Annotated in this window: 29 protein-coding genes and 1 tRNA gene; 15 read left to right on the forward strand and 15 right to left on the reverse strand. The window is 58.9% G+C overall.

Annotated elements, in window-relative coordinates:
- Position 1 precedes the first annotated feature (1 nt).
- Positions 2-1,927 carry an ATP-binding cassette domain-containing protein gene (locus BMW76_RS07380; protein WP_090864501.1) on the reverse strand — a complete coding sequence of 642 codons (1,926 nt, stop codon included), beginning with the start codon at positions 1,925-1,927 and terminating at the stop codon, positions 2-4.
- Between the two features lie 254 nt (positions 1,928-2,181).
- Complete coding sequence (locus tag BMW76_RS07385) at positions 2,182-2,583, reverse strand: DUF4399 domain-containing protein (protein ID WP_090864502.1); 402 nt, start codon at positions 2,581-2,583, stop codon at positions 2,182-2,184.
- Positions 2,584-2,859: 276 nt separating this feature from the next.
- Between BMW76_RS07385 and BMW76_RS07390 the strand changes: the two genes are divergently transcribed.
- The 5 genes from BMW76_RS07390 to BMW76_RS07405 all read left to right on the forward strand — a co-directional run bounded on the left by BMW76_RS07390 (position 2,860) and on the right by BMW76_RS07405 (position 5,792).
- Complete coding sequence (locus tag BMW76_RS07390; protein ID WP_407668900.1) at positions 2,860-3,051, forward strand: rubredoxin; 192 nt, start codon at positions 2,860-2,862, stop codon at positions 3,049-3,051.
- 110 nt (positions 3,052-3,161) lie between these two features.
- A tRNA-Arg gene (locus tag BMW76_RS07395) sits at positions 3,162-3,236 on the forward strand.
- A gap of 172 nt (positions 3,237-3,408) precedes the next feature.
- Positions 3,409-4,755 (forward strand): hypothetical protein, encoded by a 1,347-nt coding sequence (locus BMW76_RS07400; RefSeq protein WP_090864504.1) that lies wholly within the window; start codon positions 3,409-3,411, stop codon positions 4,753-4,755.
- Positions 4,736-5,056 carry a hypothetical protein gene (locus BMW76_RS40205; protein ID WP_143062220.1) on the forward strand — a complete coding sequence of 107 codons (321 nt, stop codon included), beginning with the start codon at positions 4,736-4,738 and terminating at the stop codon, positions 5,054-5,056. The genes BMW76_RS07400 and BMW76_RS40205 overlap by 20 nt, the downstream gene beginning before the upstream one ends.
- Before the next feature lie 112 nt (positions 5,057-5,168).
- Positions 5,169-5,792 carry a hypothetical protein gene (locus tag BMW76_RS07405; protein ID WP_090864505.1) on the forward strand — a complete coding sequence of 208 codons (624 nt, stop codon included), beginning with the start codon at positions 5,169-5,171 and terminating at the stop codon, positions 5,790-5,792.
- Positions 5,793-6,018: 226 nt separating this feature from the next.
- Here the strand turns inward: BMW76_RS07405 and BMW76_RS07410 are convergent, their stop codons facing one another.
- The 9 genes from BMW76_RS07410 to BMW76_RS07445 all read right to left on the reverse strand — a co-directional run bounded on the left by BMW76_RS07410 (position 6,019) and on the right by BMW76_RS07445 (position 13,567).
- Positions 6,019-6,648: a hypothetical protein gene (locus BMW76_RS07410; RefSeq protein WP_090864506.1), complete on the reverse strand. Its 630-nt coding sequence runs from the start codon at positions 6,646-6,648 to the stop codon at positions 6,019-6,021.
- A 40-nt stretch (positions 6,649-6,688) separates the two neighbouring features.
- Positions 6,689-8,293, reverse strand: coding sequence for a hypothetical protein (locus BMW76_RS07415; protein WP_090864507.1), 1,605 nt, complete (start codon positions 8,291-8,293; stop codon positions 6,689-6,691).
- Complete coding sequence (locus BMW76_RS07420; RefSeq protein WP_090864508.1) at positions 8,293-10,995, reverse strand: transglycosylase SLT domain-containing protein; 2,703 nt, start codon at positions 10,993-10,995, stop codon at positions 8,293-8,295. Before BMW76_RS07420 ends, BMW76_RS07415 begins: the two co-directional genes overlap by 1 nt.
- 191 nt (positions 10,996-11,186) lie before the next feature.
- Complete coding sequence (locus BMW76_RS07425; RefSeq protein WP_090864509.1) at positions 11,187-11,426, reverse strand: hypothetical protein; 240 nt, start codon at positions 11,424-11,426, stop codon at positions 11,187-11,189.
- The gene (locus BMW76_RS41020; RefSeq protein WP_177200325.1) at positions 11,423-11,593 is read right to left on the reverse strand and encodes a hypothetical protein; all 171 of its coding nucleotides are present in this window, start codon (positions 11,591-11,593) and stop codon (positions 11,423-11,425) included. The genes BMW76_RS07425 and BMW76_RS41020 overlap by 4 nt, the downstream gene beginning before the upstream one ends.
- Positions 11,590-11,940 carry a hypothetical protein gene (locus BMW76_RS07430; protein WP_143062221.1) on the reverse strand — a complete coding sequence of 117 codons (351 nt, stop codon included), beginning with the start codon at positions 11,938-11,940 and terminating at the stop codon, positions 11,590-11,592. The genes BMW76_RS41020 and BMW76_RS07430 overlap by 4 nt, the downstream gene beginning before the upstream one ends.
- A gap of 85 nt (positions 11,941-12,025) precedes the next feature.
- A complete protein-coding gene (locus tag BMW76_RS07435) occupies positions 12,026-12,295 on the reverse strand; it encodes a DUF5681 domain-containing protein (protein WP_090864511.1) in 270 nt (89 codons plus the stop codon).
- 11 nt (positions 12,296-12,306) lie between these two features.
- The gene (locus BMW76_RS07440; protein WP_090864512.1) at positions 12,307-13,125 is read right to left on the reverse strand and encodes a hypothetical protein; all 819 of its coding nucleotides are present in this window, start codon (positions 13,123-13,125) and stop codon (positions 12,307-12,309) included.
- 235 nt (positions 13,126-13,360) lie between these two features.
- Positions 13,361-13,567, reverse strand: a complete 207-nt coding sequence (locus BMW76_RS07445; RefSeq protein WP_090864513.1) for a hypothetical protein — start codon at positions 13,565-13,567, stop codon at positions 13,361-13,363.
- A gap of 116 nt (positions 13,568-13,683) precedes the next feature.
- Here BMW76_RS07445 and BMW76_RS07450 point away from each other — a divergent pair, with 116 nt between their 5' ends.
- Positions 13,684-14,028 carry a HigA family addiction module antitoxin gene (locus tag BMW76_RS07450; RefSeq protein WP_090864514.1) on the forward strand — a complete coding sequence of 115 codons (345 nt, stop codon included), beginning with the start codon at positions 13,684-13,686 and terminating at the stop codon, positions 14,026-14,028.
- A gap of 10 nt (positions 14,029-14,038) precedes the next feature.
- Positions 14,039-14,404 (forward strand): HVO_A0114 family putative DNA-binding protein, encoded by a 366-nt coding sequence (locus tag BMW76_RS07455; RefSeq protein ID WP_090864515.1) that lies wholly within the window; start codon positions 14,039-14,041, stop codon positions 14,402-14,404.
- Positions 14,405-14,421: 17 nt separating this feature from the next.
- On the opposite strand, the gene BMW76_RS07460 is transcribed toward BMW76_RS07455, so the two are convergent.
- Positions 14,422-14,604 (reverse strand): antitoxin MazE-like protein, encoded by a 183-nt coding sequence (locus BMW76_RS07460; protein WP_090864516.1) that lies wholly within the window; start codon positions 14,602-14,604, stop codon positions 14,422-14,424.
- Between the two features lie 44 nt (positions 14,605-14,648).
- Here BMW76_RS07460 and BMW76_RS07465 point away from each other — a divergent pair, with 44 nt between their 5' ends.
- On the forward strand, positions 14,649-15,089 hold the full coding sequence (locus tag BMW76_RS07465) for a GrlR family regulatory protein (protein WP_143062222.1): 441 nt from the start codon (positions 14,649-14,651) through the stop codon (positions 15,087-15,089).
- A gap of 169 nt (positions 15,090-15,258) precedes the next feature.
- Here the strand turns inward: BMW76_RS07465 and BMW76_RS07470 are convergent, their stop codons facing one another.
- Positions 15,259-15,456 carry a hypothetical protein gene (locus tag BMW76_RS07470; protein WP_090864517.1) on the reverse strand — a complete coding sequence of 66 codons (198 nt, stop codon included), beginning with the start codon at positions 15,454-15,456 and terminating at the stop codon, positions 15,259-15,261.
- A 288-nt stretch (positions 15,457-15,744) separates the two neighbouring features.
- Here BMW76_RS07470 and BMW76_RS07475 point away from each other — a divergent pair, with 288 nt between their 5' ends.
- The gene (locus tag BMW76_RS07475; RefSeq protein WP_143062223.1) at positions 15,745-16,350 is read left to right on the forward strand and encodes a hypothetical protein; all 606 of its coding nucleotides are present in this window, start codon (positions 15,745-15,747) and stop codon (positions 16,348-16,350) included.
- A 58-nt stretch (positions 16,351-16,408) separates the two neighbouring features.
- Here the strand turns inward: BMW76_RS07475 and BMW76_RS07480 are convergent, their stop codons facing one another.
- Entirely contained in the window at positions 16,409-17,101 is a 693-nt protein-coding gene (locus BMW76_RS07480; RefSeq protein WP_090864519.1) for an SOS response-associated peptidase, read from the reverse strand.
- Between the two features lie 303 nt (positions 17,102-17,404).
- On the opposite strand from BMW76_RS07480, the gene BMW76_RS40210 reads away from it, so the two are divergent.
- Both BMW76_RS40210 and ligD read left to right on the forward strand, forming a co-directional pair.
- A complete protein-coding gene (locus BMW76_RS40210) occupies positions 17,405-17,662 on the forward strand; it encodes a hypothetical protein (RefSeq protein ID WP_143062224.1) in 258 nt (85 codons plus the stop codon).
- Positions 17,659-18,633, forward strand: coding sequence for a non-homologous end-joining DNA ligase (ligD, locus tag BMW76_RS07485; RefSeq protein ID WP_245763139.1), 975 nt, complete (start codon positions 17,659-17,661; stop codon positions 18,631-18,633). The genes BMW76_RS40210 and ligD overlap by 4 nt, the downstream gene beginning before the upstream one ends.
- A 240-nt stretch (positions 18,634-18,873) precedes the next feature.
- Here ligD and BMW76_RS07490 read toward each other — a convergent pair whose 3' ends face one another.
- Positions 18,874-22,332: a DUF3455 domain-containing protein gene (locus tag BMW76_RS07490; RefSeq protein WP_090864520.1), complete on the reverse strand. Its 3,459-nt coding sequence runs from the start codon at positions 22,330-22,332 to the stop codon at positions 18,874-18,876.
- Between the two features lie 698 nt (positions 22,333-23,030).
- Between BMW76_RS07490 and BMW76_RS07495 the strand changes: the two genes are divergently transcribed.
- From BMW76_RS07495 to BMW76_RS07510, 4 genes are all read left to right on the forward strand, one after another.
- On the forward strand, positions 23,031-23,291 hold the full coding sequence (locus tag BMW76_RS07495; RefSeq protein ID WP_090864521.1) for a hypothetical protein: 261 nt from the start codon (positions 23,031-23,033) through the stop codon (positions 23,289-23,291).
- Positions 23,288-23,500: a hypothetical protein gene (locus BMW76_RS07500; protein WP_090864522.1), complete on the forward strand. Its 213-nt coding sequence runs from the start codon at positions 23,288-23,290 to the stop codon at positions 23,498-23,500. Before BMW76_RS07495 ends, BMW76_RS07500 begins: the two co-directional genes overlap by 4 nt.
- A gap of 609 nt (positions 23,501-24,109) precedes the next feature.
- Positions 24,110-24,664: a jacalin-like lectin gene (locus BMW76_RS42755; protein ID WP_090864523.1), complete on the forward strand. Its 555-nt coding sequence runs from the start codon at positions 24,110-24,112 to the stop codon at positions 24,662-24,664.
- 540 nt (positions 24,665-25,204) lie between these two features.
- Entirely contained in the window at positions 25,205-26,743 is a 1,539-nt protein-coding gene (locus tag BMW76_RS07510; protein ID WP_090864524.1) for a hypothetical protein, read from the forward strand.
- Positions 26,744-26,778 lie beyond the last annotated feature (35 nt).

Here is a 26,778-nt window from a genome sequence, read left to right on the forward strand (position 1 = left end):
ATCACTTCCCCTTGCTCTCCAGCTCATCCCATCGTTCGATGGCGACAAGCAGTTCGTCTTCGATCGCCGCATAGCGCTCCGTCAGGCGCGCGCCTTCCTGCGCGTCCTTCACGAAGATCGAGCCATCCTCGATTTGCGAGGCGATCGTCTTCTGTTCCGCTTCGAGTGCCGCGATCCGGTCGGGCAATGCTTCCAGCTCGCGTTGTTCCTTGAACGAAAGCTTCACCGTGCGCTGCGCATTGCGGCCCGCCGCGCTTTCCTTCGGCGCGGCCTCCTTTGGCGGCTCCTTGGGCGCATCCTGCTGCGCGATCCGCTCGGAACGCTCGCTTTGAATCTGCCAGTCGGTGAAGCCGCCGACGTATTCGCGCCACTTGCCCTCGCCTTCCGACGCGATCACCGACGTCACGACGTTGTCCAGAAACGCGCGGTCGTGACTGACGAGCAGCACGGTGCCTTCGTAGTCCGTCAGCAGTTCTTCGAGCAGTTCAAGTGTCGGGATGTCGAGGTCGTTGGTCGGCTCGTCGAGCACCAGCACGTTCGCGGGACGCGCGAAGAGACGTGCGAGCAGCAGCCGGTTGCGCTCGCCGCCCGACAGCGACTTCACGGGCGAACGCGCGCGCTCCGGCGCGAACAGGAAGTCGCCGAGATAGCTCATCACATGCTTTTTCTGGCCGTTGATCTCGACCCAGTCGCTACCTGGGCTGATCGTATCGGCGAGACTCTTTTCGGGGTCGAGCTGCGCGCGCATCTGGTCGAAGTACGCGACCTGCAGGTTCGTGCCGACGCGCACCTTGCCTTCTTCAGGCTGCAGTTCGCCGAGAATCAGCTTGAGCAGCGTCGTCTTGCCCGCGCCGTTCGGACCGACGAAGCCGATCTTGTCACCGCGCATGACCGTCGTCGAGAAGCGGTCGACCACCGTGCGCGCGCCGTAGCGCTTCGTCACGTCCGTGAGTTCAGCGACGATCTTGCCTGACTTCTCGCCCTGCCCGACGTCGAGCTTCACGTTGCCCTGCACGTTGCGGCGCTCCGCCTGCTCCTTGCGCATCTGCACGAGCCGCGCGATGCGGCCGACGCTGCGCGTGCGCCGCGCTTCGACGCCCTTGCGAATCCACACTTCTTCCTGCGCAAGCAGCTTGTCGAACTTCTCGTTTTCGACTCGTTCGACTTCGAGCTGCTGCGCCTTGCGCGTCTGATACGCGGAGAAATTGCCCGGATACGACAGCAGCCGCCCGCGATCCAGCTCGACGATGCGCGTCGCGACGCGATCGAGAAACGCGCGGTCGTGCGTGATGAACAGCAAGCCCGCGCGCTGCGCGATCAGCAGTTCTTCGAGCCAGCGAATGCCGTCGAAATCCAGGTGATTGGTCGGCTCGTCAAGCAGCAGCACATCCGGCTGCACGACGAGCGCGCGGGCCAGCGCGACGCGCTTTTGCATGCCGCCTGACAGCGCGCCGACGCGCGCATCGCCGTCGAGACCGATCTGCGCGAGCGTCGTGGCGACGCGCGTGCGCCAGTTCCACGCGTCCGTCGCATCCAGCGACGATTGCAGCGCGTTCATCCGCGCGAGCAGCGCGTCGTGCTGCGCGCCTTCGGGCGTTTCCGCAAGCGCGTGCGCGACCGTGTTGTATTCGTCGAGCAGCGCGCTTGCGTGCGTGAGGCCCGCCGCGACCGTATCGAACACCGACACGTCGGCGTCGAACTCGGGTTCCTGCGGCACGTAGACCGTCACCAGATTTTGCTGGCGCGTGATCAGGCCGTCGTCCGGCCTGGCCAGTTCGGCGACGATTTTCAGCAGCGACGACTTGCCCGCGCCGTTACGGCCGATCAGCCCGACGCGCTCGCCGGCTTCGAGTGAGAAATCCGCGTGATCGAGCAGCGCGACGTGGCCGAACGCCAGTTGCGCGCCCGTGATGGTGTAAAGCGACATGGAAAAATAAGGAAACCAGCGATGAGTCAGAAGCGCTCATTGTACCGGTCGATGGCGCGGACACTGAGGCGATACGGCCCGGCACGACGGCATAGGACGAATCGCATGGGCGTCGGTCGGCTGCGGCAACGCAAAGACCGCGAAGTCCAGGTCTCGCTCGAAGGCGCGAAGAAAGTCGCGAAAGCAGCCGGCAGCTGGCAAACGCCAGCCCCAAGCCCGCGTTGCAGATGCGAACGCTCCATTCGCGCCGACGCTTACTTCACGTGGATCGTGATGGTCTTGCTCATTCCCGGACCGTACGAACGATGCGCGCCGTCGCCGAAATCGAGCGTCAGCGTATGGTCGCCCGGCGGCAGCGTGAGTTCCGTTTCCGTCTGACCCTTGCCGAAATGGAGCGATTTGTCGTTGGCGGGAATGACCTCGCCCTTCGGCAGCGGCTGGCCGTCGACGATCAGGTGGTGGTGCCCCGTGCGCTCCGTCATCGTGCCGGCGGGCGCGACCTTCATGCCGTCGACGGCAAACTTCACGTGGACGGGATTGCTCACGGTCGCGCCATCCTTCGGCTCGACAAAGGAGACGCTTGCAGCATGCGCCACGCCCGACACGACCAGCATGCCCGCGCACGCTGCGCCGGCCAGCCATCTGTTGTTCAGCATCGTTTTTCCCTCCTTGTTGAAGGTGACTCGAGAGGCGCGAGGCGCACCGACGTGGGCGCGCCATGCAAAGCGGCGCCGCAATCGAAGAATAGACGCTCGCATCGCGCCGCACGCGAGCCGGATAGCCCGCCGCGCGTGCGCCTCTGCATTGATTTAGAACGATAAACGGAACGGGGGACTCAAGCCTTCCAGCGAATTCCGGTAAGATTGCGGGTCGCCGCTGGACGCCCAATAAAGGGGCAGAGCTGTGCGGATATTGCGTTGAATCGATGAAGAGTGTGTGTCGTGAGTGAAGTGATCGAATACAAGAGCTGGGTCTGCCTGATTTGCGGCTGGATCTACAACGAGGAAGAAGGTTTGCCCGAAGAAGGCATTGCGGCCGGTACGCGCTTTGCCGACATCCCGGATAACTGGCGCTGCCCGCTGTGCGACGTGGGCAAGGCGGAATTCGCGGTCGTCGAGTTCTGAGCGGGTCGACAGGCGTTGATATTGCGCCGGTGTAGCGCTGATCCGCGGGCGCTCCGGCCAGTCTCCGAACCGCTCCGTCGTGCGTTATACTCTTCGCTCGTCGGCGGCTCCTCCCCGTAGTTCAATGGATAGAACGAGTGCCTCCTAAGCGCTAGATACAGGTTCGATTCCTGTCGGGGGGACCAGACAAAAGGCTAGGATGGCCACCCAGCAAGGCCCTGCGGTCAATTTGGCGTAATTTTGGCGTAACACTAGTCTTTTCGCGAATGGCCTTTTGAAGCCTTCCGCTACAGGTTGCCCGAACTATACCGTCCGCAGGTGGCGTGTTTCGCGTCCCAAAAATATAAAAAATACCTCATGCCAATCCCCCTAGCCGTCGACCAGCTTCTTTCGGACAAGCGCCTTCGCAAAGCCAGTCGGCGGCGCTGGCGCGAGATGAAAGGACGCGCACGGCTCGCCGAGCAGCGCCGTGTGAACAAGCTCCGATTTGGAGACTATTCTCGAATTGTCCGCATGCTGGCCGATTGTTGCACGGCCGATCTGAAGCTCCCGCGTACGGGCGCTAAGGTTGTCGTCCCACCGACCTTTTCAATTATCGATGACCCGGTCACGGCGCTGCAGGTAATCCTCTCGTTCGCAAAGCTGGCTCGCGAGAACCGGCTGCGGACGGTAGAAATCGACCATAGCAGAATGCAGGTCTGCGACCTCGCAGCGAACGCAGTTCTCGATCTCGTCGCCAGCGAACTGTCGACCGAAGCACGCCAAAGGGGTTCAAAGATACGTTTCTTCGGTCGCTATCCCATCCCCACGCATCTGAAGCGCTTTGTTCAATGCATAGGGATTGTGAAGCAACTCTCAATCGCGCACGAAGTGCCCTCTCCGGAGGAAAAAAACGGCGTGCGGGTTTTTGACAAGCGAAAGCGCCATTATCATGATCCGGTCGACCCGACCCAAGCTGACTTCAAATCGCGCGTCGCCGTAGATTTTGTGGACCATATCAACGGCTGCCTCAACGATCATGGACGAGCGCTGACGCCGGCAGCAGTCCATAAGCTTTGCGTATACATCGGCGAAATCCTCGGGAACGCGGAAGACCACGCGGGATTTGAGGACTGGACAATTCAAGGCTATCTTGATAACGCCGTTAACACACCCATGTGTGAGATAGCGATCTTCAATTTTGGAGCGTCTATCGCGGAAACGCTGACTGGGCTTCCAGCGGACAGTTATACGTGGCGACAAATCAGTTCGTATGTGTTGATGCATCGAGGCGCCAAGTTGTTCCGAGCTGGCTGGCGGGAACGAGATTTGCTTACGTTGATTGCCCTACAAGGGAACGTCAGTTCGAAGAACCGCTCCGAAAAGGACACGCGCGGGCAAGGTACCGTTGATCTGATTGAGTTTTTTCAAAAGGTCTACGAGGAATGTGCGAAAGATAGCGGAGAGGCGGCGAAAATGGCGATACTGTCGGGAAGCACGCACATCCTATTTGATGGCAAGTACCGACTGAGCGGATCGCCTGAGCGTGGTAAAGTTATTGCGTTCAACGCAGAAAACACGTTGTACAAGCAGCCGGATAGTTCATATGTTAAGTCCTTGGGCACGTTGAAATTTCCAGGAACCATCATTAGCATCCGTTTTCCCCTAAGTACGACCAGTACGGTTGCTTTGGGAGTGAACAGAAATGAGCCAAACCGTGATTGATTTTGGAAAGTTAGAGGGTCCCGTATTTACAGGCCGACCGAGAGGCGAGCAGCTTCGGACGAAGCTCGGCGTCGATGCGCTTGACGAATCTGATCAAGTAGTCGAGGTAAAAATTCCCGACACGACTTATTCAGTAAGTAGTTCATTCGTCTTGGGCTTGTTCGGGAAAAGTGTCGTTCATGCGGGAAGCAAGCAGGCGTTTTACGAAAAATTCCACTTCCAAACGTCCCAGCTATTTCGAGACGTCGTTGATACCTGTGTAACGCGTGCACTCCAAAACAAGACGTTGTTCGATCATTGATCTTGCGGTCCTGGTAGCGCTCGTCTGTAGCTTGCCCAACGCGTCGGTAGCGCGTCCGGCAAGCCAAACGAGCGCAGTTTCCGCACCTCCCGCATCCCCCCTTACTGCTTCGATGGTTGCGCAAGTTGCGCAATCTTCAAGCGGCATCTACGCCGAACTCCATAGCATCGCCGCTGACGTTCGCGAGAGCCATCTAGAATCAAAGAGGGCCCCGAGCTGGACACTCGCGACCACGTTCTCATTACTGGCATTGCTGGTATCGCTCGGCTCCGCCGCCTATACGGCGGTGTACACCCGACGAAAGGATTCGAGGGCACGTCAGCAGTCGATCAACGACGAGTACTGGCTCCGCAAAATCGTAAGCCCGCTCGTCATTGAACCCTTGGTCAAATGGCTCTTGGAGACTGTCGGCGAGCTTCCTGCGGACTGCTCCGAAGCGACATTTTCGAAAGATGCCGCGTCGGCCTACCGAGATACGTTCCAAGCGCAAATGCTCGTGCACCGACGCAATCTGATCGTTCTCAAGCAGCTTGAGCTCGCCCTGTTTGAAAAGGCTGGCGAGCATCTGGACGACATCGAGGACGGGGTGCTCGACTATTGCGGCGAGAATGCTCTAGAGACAAAGCGCGCCGACGGGTCTGCAGCCCAACCAAGAGGCCCGCTAGTCGCAAAAATCCAAGAAAACATGACTGGCATTCTAGGCGCGGTCCAGCGTTTTCAGAATCGACTCTCATGAAGCGGGACGACGAAACTCATGCTGCGCCTCGCACGGTTGTCAGGCACGCGGCGGACCCAAGGGCCAGCAATTGCGCACCGCGTTCGTCGCGTTCAGCGCGATCTGCAAATGCAACGACAGAACGCGTACCGTCGTGAGCGATAAAGCAGAGAACGTAGGGGCGGAGTGCCGGCTATCGTGTCACCCTCGAGAATCCTCCCGAAACATTGACGGCAGCAGTGCGATGTTAGTCGCCAAGCTTGTCCGTTGACAGTCGTGCCCCATCCAGCGCGCGCAGCGCAAGAAACTTCGCCGGCAACGTCGGGACGAACTTCATAGCATGCGTTTCATCGCGGAGCACGGCCACGATGAGCTCGTTCATATCGAGGGAGTGCTCAACCGTCTTAGTGTGTAGCTGCCCGGCCGCGAGATAGCTAATCGAGCGTCGACGTAGCGGTTCGAGTTTCACTGGCGCAGTACCCTTTCGGTTCTTGCCAACGAGCTGCTCGCGCTGACGGTTGTAGCAGCTGATACAGAGATGCTTGCCGATCAGACGCGTGCAGCCCTGATGACATCGACTGCATACAGTCGTCCCCTTCAGTTGGGACGGGTTAGCGTCCTGAACGCCTGCATGGCGCGCACCGATCGGGCAACCCCTGCAGGTCACGCAGCGCATGCTGGCGTCGCTCGACGCGTCTGCGTCGAAGCCATCTACAAAACTCTTCCGGGCACCCGCCGCCTGACTAAGCAGCATGTTTCCTGCGCGCCAACGTCGGTCGCACTCCTCCGCAGTAATCGAAGCCCGCAGCGGCTCGCATCGAAAGAACTTGCGGCCGGGCATCAGATCCATCTCGTAGTATTCGATCGTCATCTTCATAGTCCCAGTTCGCGGCGCCAGTCGCCCGGCGCCACACAGCTCATGCGCCAGCCGGCACCGCCAATTCTGCGAGGTACGGACTAGCAGCACCCGAGCCCGCGTTCATCCGCTGCACATAGCCCGTGCCACGCTCGAGCGTCAGCGTCTGGAACAGTCCAACGAAGGGGACGTAGTCCACCACAACCTTCGGCACATAGAACACGGACGAAAACGCGCCCTGTACGATGCGCACATAACAACCGGCCCTGATCTGCTCGTTTGCACGGATACGCGCCGTCCCAGCCTCCAGCAAGGCATTGTCACGGTTCTGCGCGGCCAGGATCTCGCGCCGGTTCGTTATCCAGTTCGCCATGCTCGCGTCGCGCACGTTCTGTACCGTCTTAGGCTGGCCGCTGTTGAACGTCGTCACATCGTTGCCGCCCTGCTGCGTCTCGGCGAACGAGCCGCGCATGCCATAGAATCGCTCAGCGCAATTCGGATAGCGCGTCAGATTGACGGATGCTTCTTCTGCCTGCTGGAGTGACACTGCGGCGAACTGAGTCCTGAAAATATCGCTCACCAGTTCAAATTTTGGCGCGCGAATCCAGAAAAAGTTGGCCGTCCCCGCATCGCTACGCGCCACCTTCAGGCTGATGACGTCTTCTCCACTCACGTCGATGGGCATCAGGTTGGGCGCATCATCCTGGATTGGATGTCCAAGCATGTCCTTCGCGGGATTTGGCCGGTAGACGCAATACACGCCGTCTTCACGATCTTCTAAAAAAAGTTCGTTAAACAGACCGACGTCGCCGAAGTAAGTCAACAGGTTGTGGATCGTGCCCTGCTGGTTCTGGACCCCGCCAATGTCGACGACGCCGTTTGCAACCGAGATGTCGAATTTGATTGTGGCCGGGTTCGGCGAATTCGCGGGCATCAGTGACTGAAGAAATGGGTCTACGACCGCACTCACCGTCTGCTGGACAAAGTCTGCCGCCTTCATTGCAGTCACAAAGCCAACGTTGAAGCGCTCGAACAATTTGAAAGCCGAAAGAATGTTTTCTCCAATCACGTACCCTTGGGTGTACATGATCTGGAGCATCTGCATCAACTTGCCGTAATCATTGCCCGAAATCGAGACCGTACGATGCGGCTTGCCGTCCTCCCCCGTAATCTGCTCGCGCTCGACCTCCGAGACGAACCCTCGCATCAGGATCGGAGGTTGGGACGGATTTGCAGCGCCGACCGGATTGGAATGGCGCATGCGTACCTCGATGAAGTCCATCGGCTCTACGCACGCATAGATCGATTCGAACACGCCGTTCTTAAGGTAAGGTTTATCCGCCAGCACGATGGAAAAGCTGCCGGCCGGATCGCGAACCGACTTTGTGACACTCATGCTGCCAAACTCTCCAAGGAACGGCGTCAGGTCAATCGCCTGATTTACTGTGAACGCCTTGTGAGAACCAACTGCGGGCTGCCCAAACAGATTCCAGCTATCGCTGCTCGACTGCGTCGAAGAGGCCACAGCGCTATCGACTGTGTTTGAGCTGGCCGGACCGAAGAGCGTCGCCGAGCCGGGACTTTGCGCCGCCGCAAGATTCCGGTCGACAACCTTATAGAGAGTCACCCGGACGTCGGGCGTATAAAGTTTCACATCTTGTGACATCAATTAACTCCTTGGAGCTTCGGCGCATTGACTTGCGTTGTATAGGTCCGCGTCTGAATCTTTGTCCTACCGTTTACAACGGTGTGCGTGTGCTCATGCCGATGCTCAAACACCTGAGCACCCTTCTCAGTGCTCTGAGCCTGCTTCATCGCAACGCGAGCCTCGTCAGGCATGGGGGTACCGATAGAACTGTTGACCTTCGCCAGATACCGGTCACCCTCCCCGTCGTACATGGCTGACGCCGTTGGACCCCGATGAAACGCGCGCACCACAGCACCCGCGTCGCCATGAAACTGCCTTGCGTACTGGCGCAGCAGCATGTTTTTCAGTTCGCGGGAGTCGTCGATTCGATACGGATCCGGTGCGCGTCCAAACTTCTTCTGGAAGTCAGGCGTGAGCCCCGCGAGCGTCTTGCTGTTGATCTGGAACAGCCCTTCGTCGGCTGTACCGTTGCTGTTGAGGTTGGTCGCCGATGCATCGAAGCTGCTTTCGGTCTGCGCGATCGCACGTGAGACGCCTTTGGGCAGACCAGCTGCTCTATCATCCTCGTCGAGCGCGGCGAGGAACGAAGGCGAAGCGACGGACGCGCCCTGAGTGAGTCCAACGCCGGTCTCACCGTGTGCCACTGCCCAGTCACGCTGAGATTGCAACGCTGACAGTTTTGCGTTCACGTCAGCGAGCGAGCGGCGCGCGGCCGCAGTCGATGCGCGATTGCCCTCGATCCCAGCAATCTTCGGTGCGAGCTGCCTGTGCAACACGTCCTGCTGCTCGAGCAGCGGCGCGGCCGCGTCGTTGTACTCGGCGTTCGCGATGTCCGCCATTACTTGGCGCTGGGACTTCTTGCCGCCACCGGCGAGGAACAGGATACCGGTACGCATGTCATTCATCAGCGGCACCGCCTTGTCGGCAAGCTTCGTGATTTCATTCGCGACGTCAGCAATTGACTTGCGCGTCCTGTCGCCCTCGGTCGACTCCTGGTTCTGACTCGCAACCGCCTTCGCCTGCCTGTCTTTCTCCACGTCGGTAAACGATTTGTCGGCCTCAATCTGGCTCAGGCGTGAGATGCCGGTCGCGTTGACCTTCGTCAGGTCGATACCGAGTCGCGACAGGCGAGAACCCATGCCATTGACGTTCATCGGGTTGGTCGTCGACAACGCCATCGCCTGGCTGATGTTCGTACCCGTCAGATTCGAGAGCGCCGACAGCATCAGCTCCGGTCGACCGGCGTAGACCTGGCGCAGCTTGCTCATGACCAGCGACAGGTTCGTCTGGTTTGAGCTCACGGCGATTCCCGGCGTGCGCAGATGATTCTGCTCAGCGAACCGACTCCACAACGAGCCCGGTCCGAACGTCGCCGCACCGGTGCCGAATGCACCCTGCTCCTCGAGAATCTTCGTCTGGATCGGATCAAGACCGTTGCGCTGACCGAGCGCCGTGTACAGGAAGTTCTGGCCTGCCTCACCGGCGTTGCCGCCGGCCGCGATCGCTGCATTCACGCGCGACAGGATGCCGGACACGCCCTCCGGATCAAGTCCTGGCGTGCGCGACCCGGCAAGGCCTGCAAACTCTCCCGCGTAGCCCGCCGCATTGGCCGCCGTCAGGCCCGTGCGCGTCTGCTGCATCGTGAAGGCTGCGACGGCCTGCAGAACCTCATCCGCCTTCTCGAATGCGCCCGACTTCGCAATCGCTTCGCCGATCATAAGCGCGACGCGGCGGCTACCCTGCTCGTCGCTGGTGACGCCCGCCTGGCGCATCTGTCCGAAGAAGGTTGCGGAGCGAGCCGGATCCAGACCGAAGCTGCGCGCGAACCCGCCTGCAACCCGCGCCTCCGCCGCCAGGGTCTTCGCCTGCTGTCCGAAGATACCCGAGGCCTGCGCGAACGACGACGCCACCTTCTGCGTCTCCTCAAATGTCGCACCGAACTCGCCCGCTGCGTCTTGCAGCGACACTTTCAGCGCTTCGAATCCGACGTTAACGTCGCCCAGTTGACGCTTCATCGTGTCATAGCCGACGTCCAGCCGCTCTGCCGTGCCAATCTTGTCCTTGACTGCGCTGACAGCCTTGCCAATCCCCATTGCAAGCAGCCCGCCGGCGAGACCAGCGAGACCCGCCATCGCGCCTGCGCTAAGTCCACCGGCTGCACTCGCGGCCGAACCCGCAGAGATAGCGTCATTTGCCACCACGCCGAACGGACCTACAGCCCGCAAGCCAGAGCCCAGAATGTTGCGACCGATACCGCGCCACGATACGCCGCTGGAACCTGGCGAACCCGGCGCAGGCGATGAGCTTGGCGACGAACCCGTCGCGGGGGATGGGGTTGGTGTAGGCGCCCGGGGAATTGGTTGAAATCCTGCCCCCGTGCCCCGCGTGACGCGCTCGTACGCGCCGTAGCGACTGGCATGGCGCACGATTGCGCTGCTGAACATCCGAGACCAGTCCAGGTCAAAGAAGCCCGCGCCCGCCTGCCCACTCGCCTGGATCTCTTTAGCAAGCGACGGCACGCCGCGCTTCAGTTCTTCGAACTGCGCGTTGACGCGCTTCAGATCCTCGAGCGAAGTTTTGCTTATTGGATTGAACTGCACCCTGTTCGCGCGCGCGATCGACTCGCCCATTTTGTTGATCTGGTCGGTCAGTTGCTGCAGCGCGCGCTCTGTTTGCGTGCTATCGAGAGTCGCCTCGACGGGAATCTTGACACCGCTCATCGCGGCCTCCCTTCCATTACAGCAATGAGCTCAGCAGCAAACGGGCGGCGCGCCAGGTACGCGAACGCGGAGCGTTGCCCGTCTTCCCGGGTGTACATCGATACATCGAGACTCATCGTCAATTACCTTTTTAAGTGGCGCGGCACGCGCGCCTGAGAGTTGATCGGTAGCGGCTATGACACACGCAGCAACTAATCCGGCCCGCCCTCTAACACAGCCGCCACATCATCCGGCAGCGGCTTGCGCATGTACCAGGCGTCGGACACAGCTCCGAGAGACTCCATCGGCAGGTGACCACGATGCACCGCTCGCACCACCGCATCGAAATGCCTGCCAGTAATTGGCGCGCGCACGTCTACGTCGCGCGCCAAGAGCGCTGGTACCGGGCGATAGGTGATCGGCTTGACCAGAAGCAACCGAGGCCCTTTCATTGATTCCGCCTCGCTTCCCTGCGCCGGCCCGCGTCGACTGCATCAGCGAGCTCGATCAGCGCGCGGTCGACCAGTTCGTCGACTGTGGTTCCCATGTCGCGGGCCTCGCGCTCGATACGCCGGAGCGTGCCGGGCGAGAGGGATTGCGCTACGTCACGGGCGTTCATCGGGACGCCTCTTGCAGTTTGCTCAACACGGACGTCGGCAGCGCGCGGCCAGCGGCATGAGCCTCGTTGCAAAGCTGCACGTCCTGCCGCGACAACTTCCCGGCACGCGCGGCAGCCAGCACACGGCGCAGAATGTCTTCGTTGATCGGTGCGTGCATCACTGCGACACTCGCCGCGTGGCGCGCAGCCTGCTGCTTGAGGTGTTCGGTACGCAGACTCGCGGACTGCGGCGCCGGCGTCGCTTTGACGATGAGTCGCGGCCTCCCGGCGCGCTTCTGGCGCGACTGATACCAGGGTGTGAGTGAGTCGACGAGCTTGTCGAACAGAGATTTGCCTTTTTTCTTCACGACATGAAACCTCGAAAAAACCCGGCCGACCATCGCCAGCCGGGTAAGGTCCGCACCGAGTCATGGGCACGGACGGAGCAAAGGGTTAGTCCTGGGGCGCCACCGACAGGCGCTTCACCGCCTCCGCTTGCTCGACCGTCGACATCAGGTTGAGCAGCGCGGCAAGACAGACAGCATCGCCAGCGAGCGCCTTGGCCATTGCGTGCTCGACAAGGACACCCGCGTGCCGCCGCAGCGGCTTGCAAGCCTCCGAAACGACGTTTTTCATCTGCTTTGTGCGGCCGCGCTCATTGCCCGATTCGCCGGTCCGGTACTTCGTATCCCGGCTGAATTCGTTACCTATCGCGAACTTCATGACCGACCCGATCAGCGCAGCGCGCCAGTGCGGCAGAAAAAGTCCAGGTCCGCGTTCATCAGATAGTGCGAGCGCGGCGTCGAGCCTCGATGCGGGGCATGCTTCAATCCCGTCCGATGTAGCTTCCTGATACCGTCCAGAAGCGCGATTTCTGCCTGCGCGACGTGTACCGTCACAGCCTCGATCAGTGTGGCGGATACGAGTTGCTGCATATCTGCTCGCAGGCGCTCCACAGCCGCCTTTTCGGCGCTATCGTCGATGCCGTCCAACTTCGCGCGCGCGTCGTACAACAGTCCGTTCAGCGCGTCGATATCGGCCGCCAGCGCGACGAACTCGTTGACTTCGCGATCGCTGGATTTGCCGTCAAGGCGAGCCGCAGTGATGGTCGCCCGTCGTGCGGCGCACTCATTGATGCGCGTTTCAAGGCGCTCGACTGCGGCGGCCGCCTCGCCAATCTTCTCGCGGACCTTTTCGTGAATCCGCAGTGCAACGGCGATCCGGTGCGCCACTTCGGCGAAGCGGTCGCCGCCCTGCTCGATGCGGCACACAACGCCAAGCGCCTCGAGCTCGGCATTGACCGCCGCAATCGTCGATGCGGCGATCTCCGTGCCTGCTCCCAGGACAAACGCCTCGTCCTTCGCCTGTTCGTCTGCGATGCCGGCCGCCTCAAATTCCTGCGCCGTCTTCAGGTCGCCGTGAAGTGTCGCGAGCTTCTTGCGCAACTTGTCGGTAGGAGTGCCCGCGACGAGCGCTGCGTTAATCAGCGCGTTCGTCTCGCTGATCTGACTATTGATGCTGGCGATTACTTCCTCGTGTGCTGCATTACCCATATTCGATGCTCCGTTTGCTTGGGGTCTGTTTTGTCGGCGCGCTCAACATGAGCAGCCGATGGACAAATCCTCCTGTCACGACCAAACGGTATGGCGGGATCAGACGGCAAAAAGCTCGTTATCAGACGGGAAATAGATCCGTCGCAGTGGTGTGCGGCGGCAAAGAAAAAGGCCCTCGAGGGGCCTTATCTGGTCGAGCGAGTCCGACGATGCCGGCCTACCGAGCCGGACAAGTTCAGCCGTGAGCACCCGCCGCCGGAAGCGCGGACAGTTCTTCCGCCGCGCGGCGCCGCGCAATCACCAGTTCAGCCTCGAGTTGGGCCAGCTTGCGCTTGACCAGGTGTGTCTGTGTGCCTTGGCTGCTGGCCGCCTCGAGCCGTGCTTTGAACTTTTCAATCTCTTCGACCAGGTACGCCACCTGTGCCTCTGCCTTCGAACCCACCTTTACCTCCGTTTTGGGGCGCGGCCGCGCCGATCGCGGCCGTCGCTCAGATGCTGGCGTAACGACGCGCAGCGACGGCAGCTACAATTAGCGCATCAACGCTCGCGGAGGCGGACATGGAACAAATTGAAGCTGGAAGCGCCGGGCGTCCGGTCAACGGCATGCGCGCTGTACACCCCGGCGAGATCCTGCGCGAAGACTTCTTGCTGCCGCTGGGCATGAGTGCGAGCACGCTCGCCCGCGCTCTGAAGGTTTCGATTTCCAGCGTTGACGACATCGTGAACGAGCAACGGCCCGTCACCGCCGAGCTGGCATTACGCCTCGCGCGCTACTTTGGCGGAGGCGCCGAGTCGTGGATGAATCTCCAGCAGACGTACGATTTGAAGGTAGCGCGGCGAGCGCACGAGCGACGGATCGAGGCGGAGATTACGCCTCGAGCAGCCGAAGAACCTAACCGGTGAAGGCTCGGCAATGACCACCGTAACTATCTGCGTCGAGTCTCGCGACGCCATGAAGGCGAAATTCGTCGCCGCGATGAAAGGAGAGGCACAAGGCCAATTCATCACCTTTCAGTCCACATCTGACCTGTTCCGGACAATGACGCCGTTGCGCTGGGAACTGATCGCAGCCATGACGGGCGCCGGCGCGATGTCGATCCGCGAGCTCGCGCGGCGCCTCGATCGCGAGCAAGAACAGGTGCATGAGGACGTCCGCGCGCTGCTGAACGTCGGTGTGCTCGACCACGCGGAGAATGAGGCTGTCGTGTTCCCGTATGACGTTGTGCACGTCGATTTCACGATCGAGCCAAAGCATGTCGAGGAATATCGACACAGGTGAAGTCTACGCGGACGATATCAGTCCCACATATCCCACATATCTCTGAACGCCTGCTCGATGAAGTCCAGGTCTTCCTTTTCGCCCGGACTTTCTGCTATCAGCTGGGACTGTCGCCGGCATTCTTCAATAAACGCAGGATCGGAGGTATCAGGCAAGCCATCCGCGTACGGTGACTTGCGAAGATCTGGAGGGTTGGGCATGGCCGGCTCCTGGTTGACCAGCTGATTATAGGCGCACTGGCTTCATGGTGAGCGACGCCAACGTGTCGGTCATCTCGTACACCCGGTTAGTGGGATATGCTTCCGATTCGCTCAATCAGAGCGGTCATAAAAACGGAGAAACAGCGATGCCTACAAACGGGTTTTACGCAGTTGAGTTTAGCGCTGCCGTCCAAGGCGCCGGCGGAATTGTCGTTCTCGAGGACGGCAACATTCGCGGCGGAGACGGCGAATATCTGTACTCGGGAACCTATTCAGGTCAGGACGGGAGGCTGAGTGCGAAAATCACAGTCAAGGCGCACAGTCCTAGGGCTATCTCGGTATTCAACACTGTCGGCGGAAAATTTACGCTCGACCTCGTTGGAAATGTGGTCGGCGACGGCTTCCAGGCTTCCGGTAACGCACCGGTGTCCGGCGCCCCGGGCATTACGATCCGCGCCCGCAAACTTGACGACCTCGCACTGTAATAACAGGCGTTAGACGGGGCCGCCGTCGGCGGCTCCGCACCAACACATTTACAGTCTGTTTTTCGACGCGCGCCCTGCCTTGTCTGGCGGGGCTCTCCAGCGGTATCACCGAAGCCTGAGCGCAGGTCGGGCGCATCGCTGAGCCACATGACCGCCGTCGACGAAGCTTTCAGTCGGACTGCTTGATCCAGCCCATCTTGCTGTATGCGGCGGAACACTTGTCGATCTCGTGCTGCGCGATGATCGGGAAGATACCCGGGGTCGACGCATTGCACTGCGCGACCTGACCCGTCTTCGGATCTTGAAACACTGTAGGCGATGCGCAACCCGAAAGAATCAGTGCGCCGATGAGAATGGCCCGTCTCATATGTTCTTCTAGATGTTCAAGTTGTATCGAGTATAGCGAAACGTCACGGCTCCGTCGTTACTGAACGCGTCGCGAGCACCTCCACCCCCATGCGGGGTTTCACTCGCCCGAGAGACGCACTATTATTGGCGTCTGCGGAAATTCGTCTAATGCCTGCTTATTTAATGCGCAAGCAAAATTCGCATACAGCTTTGTTCGTCGTTTCCGTATTAGACAGAAAATGAGCCCAAAAACGAAAGTGCGTACCAGCCTGCCAAGCCGTGCGCGATTTCTATGTTCCGGGGAAAAATGAAAACGTCAGATGCTCTCAAATTGATCAAAGGTGCCGTGGAGGATGTAGAGACCAAAGGGCAGACAGTAGTTGCAACAGTGAACCTGAAACAGCTACTCGACCAAATGATCAACGACGCCCAAAAAGAAGAGGCAGGCGTTGTAGTGAAAACTGCTGAGCAGATCGGACACGAGCTCGAAGTATGGAAAGCGCGGACCGCAGCAACAACATCACTCGGCGCCGAAATGCTTAAGGCAACGACAGAGGCCGGACAAACTGCGCTCAAGTCCGCGATCCTTATAAACGGCGGCGCCGCCGTTGCAATCCTCGCTTTCGTTGGAAATGCCGTCACAAGGTGGAAAATTGATCCAGGCTCCCCGCTGCTCACGGCAGTCGGTTTCGCCATGTTGACGTTTGTGATCGGTACTGGACTCGCGGGAGCTTCAACTGCCTTCAGATACCTCTCTCAATTCGCGTACGGGACCGCCTTCGACAACTCCAGTAAGCGATGGAGAACGTGGGGTGATCTGGGCAGCCTAGTGGCGGTTTTGCTCGGGGTCGGCTCTTTTGTCGCGTTTTTCATTGGCGGGTATCAGGCATTTCGCGCAATCGTTCAGGCGTGATCCGCGAATAGCCTGTCTAGGGTTCAAATCCCCGACTCTTCGCCATCCCACGTACCAGTCAGTCAAGCAGCGACTGCTGTGTGCCTTCCCCTTCAACTGACGCCTGCGGTTTCCGTGGCGGCAACGGATACGGCCCGGCGCACATCTCGTCGGCCGGATAGAGCTGCAGGAACGAGCGCGCCTCGTCGGTCGATGTGCACGACAGCCAGTCATCGTATCGCGCCGGCGGCACGATCACGACGGAGCGTTTTTCGTCGCCCGGTTTGTGGAAGCGCGTCATCAGCGGATGCTCGTCCGAGCTGACCGTCAGCATCGTGAACGCGAGCGACAGCGAGCCGTCCACCTCCTTCCACTGACGCCACAGGCCCGCGATGGCGAGCGGATCACCGTTTGCCATGCCGATCTTCCAGCGCACCGCTTTTCCGGTCTCATAGTTCGGCTCGAAGAACGTCCGGCACGGAATTAGGCATAGCTGCAGGCTCTTCCACGCGCCGCTGAAACTCCGCTTCTGTTCCACTGACTCCGAGCGCGCATTCATCGTATCGAAGACCTTCACGCCCGGCGGGATGTGCCGGCGCGGCACGATGCCGAACGATGCCGGCACAGTCGTGAACTGCTCCCCGCCGCGCAGGAAGATCGGCGCGTAATAGTCCTTGTAGATCTCAGGCTTGTAGTCGAAGTCCGGCTGCGGGAACAGGCTGAAAACGTCCCAGCGAGCAGCATTCGGATTGGCTTCGTAGCTGGTGCACATGGCGGCCTCCTCGAGCCGCCATGATAGCCCGGAGCGCTTGCGGATAACGATCGGCTAGACTACTGTATATTTATACAGTATCTGCACCATGTCCACACTCACCAATCCCTACGGATCGAAGCGTCCGTGTCGCGAATGCGAGCATTGGGGCGGCACCGTGAACGGAACGTCGCACGCCGTTTGTCTGCGTGGAAACCGAGTTCAGGTGCACGCGGACGGCGAGTATGGCTGCGTGTTCTGGGTGCGTGCGATCGGTTCAGACGACGAATCGGGCCCGAGCCGTGCTCGTGATGAGCCGTGGAGGTGAGCCATGAAACCCAAGGCATTCATCGAACAGGCCGAGCGCGAGTCGAAGCTAATCGACGCGCTGCTGCTCGCGCGCTACTGCTGGTGATTCACGACGGCAAGATGTGCTCGGCCGAGGGCGAGACGTGGGAACTCGATTTCAGTTCTGAGCTGGAGCGCATCGACGAGGTGCTGCAGATGGCGGGGATTGACACGACGCAGCCGCTACATTGTCCGATCAGATGGCGAGATGAGGACGAGGACGGCGACAAATGATGCCGGCGCTGATCGAGCCGGAACTGGCGACGCTCGCCAGACACCCGCCCACGCACGGTGAATGGTCGTACGAGATCAAGTTCGACGGCTATCGGATGATGACGCGGATCGAGAACGGCACCGTGCGGCTCATTACACGCAACGGCAACGACTGGACCGGTCGCATGCCGAAGTTGCGCGATGCACTTCGGAAGCTTCCGGTAAATGAAGCGTGGATTGATGGCGAGGCCGTCGTGCTCAACGCGCAAGGCGTGCCGGACTTCAATGCCCTGCAAAACGCGTTTGACCGGCGCAGCACGGCTGAGATCGTTCTGTACCTGTTCGACCTGCTCTGGCTCAATGGCAACGACCTGCGGACACGGCCCCTGCGGGAGCGCCGGGGGATGCTTCGCGAACTGATGCTGGAAGTAGCCAGCCTGCTACTGCGCTACTCCGACGATTTTGCGAACGACCCGGACTCGCTGCTGGAATCCGCCCGCGAGATCAAGCTAGAAGGCATCATTGGCAAAAGAGTTGATGCGCCTTATCGTTCGGGCCGCTCTCCGAACTGGATCAAGCTCAAATGCCATCAGCAACAGGAATTCGTCGTTGGCGGCGTCGCACGAGGTAGGGCTGGTATTGATTCCCTGCTACTCGGCGTATTCGATCCAGACGGCTCGTTTCGATATGTTGGCAGCGTTCCACCCTACTTCACCAGCCACCAGGCGTCCGCTTTTGTGGCCCGCGCGAAGGCAGGCGTGCAGGATGACTCGCCTTTCCACAACTCGCCGAAACTTGACCGCGACCGCGCTTATCTGTGGCTCAAGCCTGAGATCGTTGTCGAGGTTTCGTTCCTCGAATGGACGCGCAGCGGCGAACTGCGTCAGGCCGTCTTTCATGCAATGCGCGACGACAAGCCCGCGAGCGAAGTAACGCTCGAGCCAGCGATTGATCCAGACCGGCAGCCTCCGACGCGCGCACGGGAAAAGTGAAGTTACTGTGGCGACGCCAGATAGCGCAGATCGTCGATTGGGATGATCCGCGACAAAACTTCAACAGGATCATCGGCAAGCACCCAGATGTGGATTACCAGTTTCTGCCGTTCGTCCAATCGATGCAGTGGTCTTCCGCTGCTCCACTCCCAAACCCGCCCGAAACGCCACGCGCGATTGTCCGGCCAGCTCTGACGTTCAGACATCGACGCCGATATGCCCGCTTAGGGCTGTTCACGATTACGGCCGAGCTTCCTTGTATAAAACGTACTTCGCCGAGAACGCTGCACGCGCTCTGGCATTCGCAGGTCCCGGAGAAGTGTCCGGGGGAGTGCCCCCCTCCGTTGCAAGACGCTGAATATAAGTGATATTGGTCAATATGCCGCTTCCCGCACTGCTTTTGACTCTATAAAGCGCCCACGACGCAGCGCCGTCCTGGGGAGCAGCGAAGTGCTGGACTAGCTCAGCTCGCGCTCTGCTCCCGTCGCTCGCGGTCCATACGAGGTCGGGCGTTATCTCCACGTGGATCTTCTCCTTGCGGGGGAATAATTGCCCAGCGACCGTTACCGACACTTCCAGTGAAGTGTCTTCGCTTCTCCAGCTCGACTGTTCTCCGGAAGACACCGTCGTCGGCGCGAAACTGATGGTGCCATCCGCGATGAGGACGGCATATTTGCTGGCTTCCGGCGGCGGCGAGATCTGAGCGAGCGCTTTGTCTGAAAGCGTGTTCATGACCACTTCGTCTCGCGGAACGGCCGTCATATGGTGCGCCAATGCGGCCGCCGAGGCCATCGGCTTGTAGGGGACCCATGTCGTGGTGCCGGGTGACTGTTCCGGGCCCAGTTCATAACAGATCGCAAAGCCTGAGGACGTTGCGACAAACACCTTCCCGTCCGCAACAGCAGGAGGTGCCCAATGGCCGATACTCGGTATCGCTGTGTCCCAGAGTGGCTGGAATGTCTCGGCGTTGAAAGCATAGAGGCGCCCAGGAGGCGGGAGGTTTGTCGCTGGACCAGTCGGAAGCACGGCCCATAGGACTGCGCTGCCGGGGTGGTTCCCGTTCGTCGATACTGAGATCATCCCGCCGGGCATCGCATGGAAGGTCTCCAACGCCTTGACGGAGCCTCTAAGCGGACATCCCGGGCCGCTCGAGCCCCCGGAGCAAGTTTCAAACTTTCCGGTTAACGTGTTATACGAGTAACGCCGGAGGTAGTCTTTCTCGCCCCAGACGTACAAGTACCCGTAAGTCCGATCCGGTCCACGCCAATAGGTGGGAGACCCGTGAAGATGAGGCCCTAAGTTCCATGTGTCGTCCCGCCTCGCAGGATCATATTGGTTCGTTGAAGCAGTGAATTCTTGCCTTTGCTGCAGTGTGCCGCGTTCGAGGGCAAACATGAAACCCGCCTTTCCTCCGCCTATTACAGGGCCGCCCCCCGGAATGATCGTCATCCCGCCCGCGCCAAGATCTGAGTCGTTCTGTTGCATTAGGACGGAATCGAATGGAACCGACGTGGCAACGGGAGCGAGCGTACTGCCGGTAGGAAAGAGTTTTACGAAGGTGTCGCCGTATTTACCGTTGACGACGTCTGCGGTCCCATTACCTGTGGCGAAATAAATATTACCGTCCGGATCGGCGGCCAATCCTCCACCGCCTTGCCAAATCCCAGCAGCATCATCGGGGTGGGACCGTGTATACGGGGTCCGCGGAGGCGCATAGTCCTTTGAAGTGTTGAAGGAGCCTTGGAAGCTGAGGTCGGTAGCACTATAAGCCATTACCCAACCGTGATATTCGAGGTAAGCCTCGGAGCCGGCGATAGAGCCAAAGGCAACGTACACGGAGCCGTGATCGAGTAAAAGCGCCGGATGTTGCCGGTGAAATGGCCCTTCAAAAGAAACAGTTTGTCCGTTCGTTCGATAGGTGACCGCGCGGATCATGGTCCTCGCGACCTCTTTGCCCGTACGGGTATCGAGTGCGACCAACCAGAAAGCTACGTCCAAGTTTTTCAAATCGGTGTCTTGAAAAACGGGCGGCGTGACCGTGCCATCGCTCGCCTGTCTCGGCGGCGGTGGATGGGTACTGTCCGGGTCAGTAGCTGTGTCAAGTTTCTGATTTTTCGTAGCGAATACGACGTAAATCCGATTACTGGCTGCGTCGATGACCGGAGTCGAGTCAATGCCGAAGCTCAGATTACGCCTTCCCAGATCGCTGTCTACCAGCGCGGTGCTCCAGATTTCGTTTCCAGTGTCTGCGTTTAGTGCATACACCTTGTTGGAAAACAGCGCGCCGACGAACACCGCGTTGGCAGGCCGCCCCTGAAACTCGACATTCCGAACGTACAGTGGTTGTCCCTGCAACCATCCGTCAATAGGATGCTGCCACTTAAGTTTCATTCCGCGGGCGAGAACGGCAGCAGGGGTGAGTGTCGTTTCATACGGGTAGACGCCCGTGCGGAAGTTGTCATTGTGTTGTGTGACGACATTACCACCGCTTCCACAGCCAACCGTCACATCCGACGGCGTACTTTTGGCGCTGCCGGACACCTGCACCGCTTCAACAGTATCGTTCTCATTGAGCACCGTCGGTGAGCCGATACCGAACTTCACAGTGCCGCCGTTGCCGTCGGTTGCTCCAACGAATGACCCGTTGTGATACAACATAACCGTGGCACCCAAGTCCGTGTTGGCCACGCTGACGTAGTGGGCTCCTGGGCAGATGGGATTGCCTAGTATCGGGATATTCAGTGAGCTTTTCGGGTCAACCGGCGCAGACGGAGGACTGGTAGTACACAACTTCTGGGTTGCTGTGATTCCTGGGACTGCCGGCGGTATGTCGACAATATTGCTATCGGCGTTCGCCAGTCCAGTAACAACAGTTCCCCCGACATTAACGGCGATTTCGGCACCGACCTTGAGGTTACCGACGAGGACCTCCGTGCAGTTCTGACACGGCTGCTTTACCGTCGGCGCGGGCGGCGGATTAGGCGCTTGCTTCTCGCCCAATGGGGCCGAAAATGGACTGATTTCTTTGGGTGGGGTTGCGTTTGCAGGACACGCAATTTGACGAACAACGACGCTGCGTTGATTGCCGGCAAGCGCGGCGGTCGTAACCGCATCCCAATTGCTGGTGTTTTCGTTGCTTCCTATGGTCGGTGAATTGTCAGGGAGCGGGTTAGGAGGCGGCGGAGGAAACTCCGATACCTCGACGTGGGTGCTCTCCACCATGTTCGCTGCAGGCACCACCTGACCGCATTGGTACACGTCCGGGAGTGCGACTGGCGTCGTAAGTGGATCGGGGTAACCCGTTACCGGCACAGAATCGTAAGATTGTCCGCCTTCGATGGAATTGATAGTTTGTGTTGCGGTGATGCTGTCGCTGGTATCTAGCGGCCTAAAAAGCTTGACAACTCCGGGCGGGTGCTTGTCGAGGGGTTGATCTCCAATGACCTTGCCTTTCGAGTAGATCCGGATGCGTGCGTGCTTGACGTATGTATCGACTTGCACCGTCAAAGCGCATTCATGGATTGGCTGATGGACGAGAGGCGGTGAAATCTCAGAAGGCTCGCGCACGAGATGAGAGGGGTCATTAGGCGCTTGAGCAAAAGAGCACCAACTCGCAATTAACGCAACTAGCATCAAGAAGACGCGTTTAGCCCGCGACAGCTTTCGCAGACTCAAAAGCAGATCTCTTCTTACCTTCATTCTTGCTGCTCCTTTGGCGCTGAATGGGCCGGGCGCAGTAAAGCACCTCCAAAGTCTGGAGCGGGATAGGTCAAAGGCAAATTAATGGACCTACTGGAATGGGAGGTATCCTTTGGATGATTCTAGGATGCTATTTCCCGCTGTCAACCAAACGTCGAGCCCCTGAAATCGCCACGTTAGATCCTCGAGGGAGTAGCTTTTTCGACGAAAGATATGCTCGCTTTGCACCCTATCAAACCAGGTGAGCAACGAGTCGCGCAACGAGCATTTCGCGACGCTCTCGTCCTTTCCGGGCGCAGGTCGGGCTTTCCGTAGTTTCGGTAGCACGGCTTTGTGCATGCACTTTGCCTCAAGTGCCGCCAGCCGCCCCACGGATGATCTTTTCATCGGGTTGCGAACGGTTACCTCGATCTCTTGCCATCGTTCATCCCCGCACGACCACAGCGGCGACAGTTGTATCGGCCAGTCGGCGCCGCTCCATTCAGGTGATCAGCATGACGGATTGCGCAACTCACGGCATTTTTATGCCATTAATTGCAATGCCGCCAATAACCGTTAGCGGCATTGCAAGCGTGCCGGCGTGGTTCGTTTACTGTGTGGACAAAAGCTCTTTTTGGGTCGCTGGAGTGGCAACGGTCCTGAAAGGAGAGACGCAGACGCGTGATTCCACGCGTACGCATTTTTAATGGAGGTGTCCCATGGCTTTCAACAATGTCGGTCCATTGACGTTTTTACCGCCTGGAGGGGTTGCGTTTTGGAATTATAGCTATGGCGGCGGCGACCAAGGTACCCAGTTCGCTTCTGCCGATATCAAAATTCCTAACGAGGGGGCGGTGCACCTAGCCGACCAGCAGCGAAAGCTGAAGGATAACAATGGCAATGCCACCTACTTCGTGAACGTTACAAACCAAGGTCCCGGCGGCTGCTTCCACAACCTTCAAGGGGGAGGAATGTCATGAAAATGACCATTGTCACGGACAGCAACGGCGAACTGGTCGGCGCCGTTCACGGCCACACGCTCACGGAAAAGCAAGGCGGCGTGGAGGCCAAAGTCTCATTCCCGTCGAGCCACAAGTTGCACAAGGTCGAAGTCGAAGACGACATTGCCCGAATCACTGACCCAGACGAGTTTCATAAGAGACTGCTCAAACATGTGCCCAAATCCTGACGCTCGGCCATCGATTCGCTGAGCGTGAGCACGCGAGTTGATGGTCCGATTTGCCAGTTGTGTTGTTGTTCGCAGCCAACCCGGTCGGCCAGTGGAGTCTCACCGCGCTCGCCGGCTTGCCGGGAGCGGCTGATGTCCGGAGTGTGCTATGAGTGGCCACATCACTTGGTACCACGCACCGGATTGGCGTCTGTCACGTAGTCAGGCTGGGCCGATTCTTGCCCGATGAGACTCCTCTGTTATGCCACGGACCGACGCCGCCCGCCAAACAACACACTGTGAATCTATTGAGCGTCTGCCGATTGTCCCTCCTGGCACGACTTCGACCGCGCGCACCATTCTCGGGCGCGGGTCGGGCGCAGCTTACTTGCGCAAGGCCCCGTCACCCGCAAACTGTTCCGATATGTGTGCTAGCGCACATAAGGAAAGGTCCGTGCAAAAATCATCAGATACTCTTGGACGATAGGCAACCCAGCGCCCAGCGTAGTAAATGCGTTGCGTGGCCTATGAGGAAAACCCGTTTTCGTGGGCAGCAACAAACCCCAAGCCCTTCGCAAGCGGTGAAGCATTTCGACTAACCGCAAATAGCAGATATGTAGGCAGTTCAAGATGAGGAGCACCGTCGTGAGAGATCGCCTCCGCCTTCTAGAAACCGCCAGACTACTTACGCTTCTCGCCCTGTCGCTTCTGGGTTCTGCCGCTCTTTCGCAGTCCGAACTTTCTTTCGGTCCGGTTGGAGGACCTGGAGGACAACCATTCCGAGATAGCGTCGGAAGCAACTCGCCTCGTGGTCCGTTAGTTCGACTTGTCGCGTTATATGTACGCTCTGGCAACTACGTTGATTCTATCACTGCTCTTTACGCTCCGATCGGAAAGGAACAAGACTGGAATGCATGGTCTTCGTCCACGCGGCATGGAGGGAATGGCGGGGAACCGTCTAGATTAGATCTTGAGGCTGGCGATTGCATAACGTCCTTGGGAGTGAGATACGGAAAATACATTGACTCACTCTTCGTTAAGACGAAACAAGGTGTGTATCGGCGTTGGGGTGGAAACGGCGGGAACACGGACTACGTCTACACGGCTCCGGCCGGAATGTGTATTGACGGCTTCCTCGGGCGTGCAGGAGACTACTTGGATGCTGTTGGCGTGTTTATAAAGTGAGACTCTTATAAACTGGAAGTAGAGAGCTTTAGGCGTCGGCAACAAACTCGCGCCCGTAGTCTGCAATGAATGGGGCCGACCATCAACAATTCCGAGACACGATTCCTTCGCCAATGTGAGGGTTGCGCGGCGCCTTTATCGGTGGGCGTTTTCGGGAAACGTGTGAGGCGCGTGTACGGAGGTCGGGCGCGCCCTCGATAGGCTCGACGGGCAACCGACTCGTTTGCGCCGTCCAGGAATCACCTGCGAGTGTCCGTTCCCGGGCCTACGTGAGACGATCGTCGTTATAGCTTGGCTCTCTGCCCCTCTGCGGCCGGTTAGCCAACCGTATCGACCATGTTATTGCGACAGCCCTTCTCGTTGCTGGATTATGGACTCGGCGGATTGGGCGGCGACAACTTATCTTGGCCGATCGGCCGTGCTGCTTGTCGCTGTCTAGCGGATGGCGCGACACGCTTATGCACTCGTCAATCTTTCCTTTCGGGCCAATTGTGAGTTCAGCGGGACGACGTGACAATTCCACCGATTCGGAGGGCAATCATGCCAAGTGTCATTCCATTTCCGTCTACCAAAATTCTCTTTTACGCAGACTACTCAGCGACGCACCTGCTCTCTGTTCCCACCGGTGGCACCAACTTGCGGAAAACCACGACCGAATTTGGACTTAGCATCCTAAAGGAACTGCTTGAGGCATCATTGATCCCAAGCGTAACTGTCGATCTCGTTAATCGATTTTGGGAGTTAAACGAATTCGGGGACATCCCGGAGAATACGACGCGGAAACATCCGCCGACCCTACTGACGCCAGACCTTCTGAAACAGTATGGACAGATATGGTTTTTTGGGCAGCATCTGGGGAACTTCAACGATTCCGAAATGGTTACGAGCAGCGGCGGTGTAAGAACCGCGCCAGATCAAAATGGCTATCCAGAGAGTCTGCTGTCTTCTGACGAGCTAACCGCGTTACGTAACTGGATGGACAATGGCGGAGGAGTGTTGATTCTGGGCGATCATTCCAATATGGCGCCCGATGGGTTGCTCCATAACCTGGGGTACGCGCTAGGTCGGACCATCCCGAGAGCTGGGCAGATGCGCAAATGGTTCGGCACGGACAGTGGCTGCGCATACGTGACCCAAGGTGGGCCAGTGATTAATACTTCAGGAGACGATTCGGCCATGGGGCTCATGCCCAAACAGGCTGATGGCGTTCCCCAAACAATTTATCCATTCATTTGGGAAGTAGTTACGCCATGGACGATCGAACTCCACTGGCATCCGCTTTTTCAAGGCGCACCAAGCGACGACGATCCGACGGGAATCATCACCGTCATGGCGGACCACGGCCACGAAGGGGTCGTGACGTTGCCGTCCGGGTCGCCCGACTTTAACGACGCCGATTGGCCACGAGCCGCCAATGGGTATCAACCGATGCCAACAATCGTGGCCCGAGGCGTCAATCAGAACAACGGAGAGCGGATAGATTTGATATCTGCATACGATGGCCAACAGGCAGGTGTTGGCCGCATAGTCGCGCATACCACGTGGCACCATTTTGTAAACGTCAACCTTAACGGGTTCCGCCATCCTGATGGTTCGCCCGATGAGACTCTTCAAATTCTCAGCCAATACTACTTGAATCTCGCATCGTATTTGATGCCACGGCGAGACCGCGCAGGAACATTGGGCATGATGTTGCAGTTAGCCGCTGGTAGCTCGAACATGCGTGATCTTGTGGGTGCGCCACTCGACATCATTGGTCGCGCGGCGTTTGAACATCTTGGGAAGCTTGTCACCCGAGGCCAGATTCATGATCTTATTAATCTCTCAGTCGAACAGGTGATTCCGCCAAATCAGGATTCGCTACAGTTACGGCTTCCCAGCCGCGAACATCTCCTCGGAGGTTTGATTGCGGAGCACAGATCTTCCTATGAGCCTTGTGAAGGCGCAGATTCGCGCCAGATGCATGCGCAGATGGCCTGTGCCGCGCGCGGGATAAAGCGAGCATTACGTAGTCGCCTAGAGGAATATGCGACGGAAGCTGAAAATATCAAGAAGTTATTGGGAAAGATATCTTACTGACCTTTATGTTAGTACTACAGCCGTAGACGCGTCTA

The sequence above is a fragment of the Paraburkholderia diazotrophica genome, from assembly GCF_900108945.1.
Taxonomy (GTDB): domain Bacteria; phylum Pseudomonadota; class Gammaproteobacteria; order Burkholderiales; family Burkholderiaceae; genus Paraburkholderia; species Paraburkholderia diazotrophica.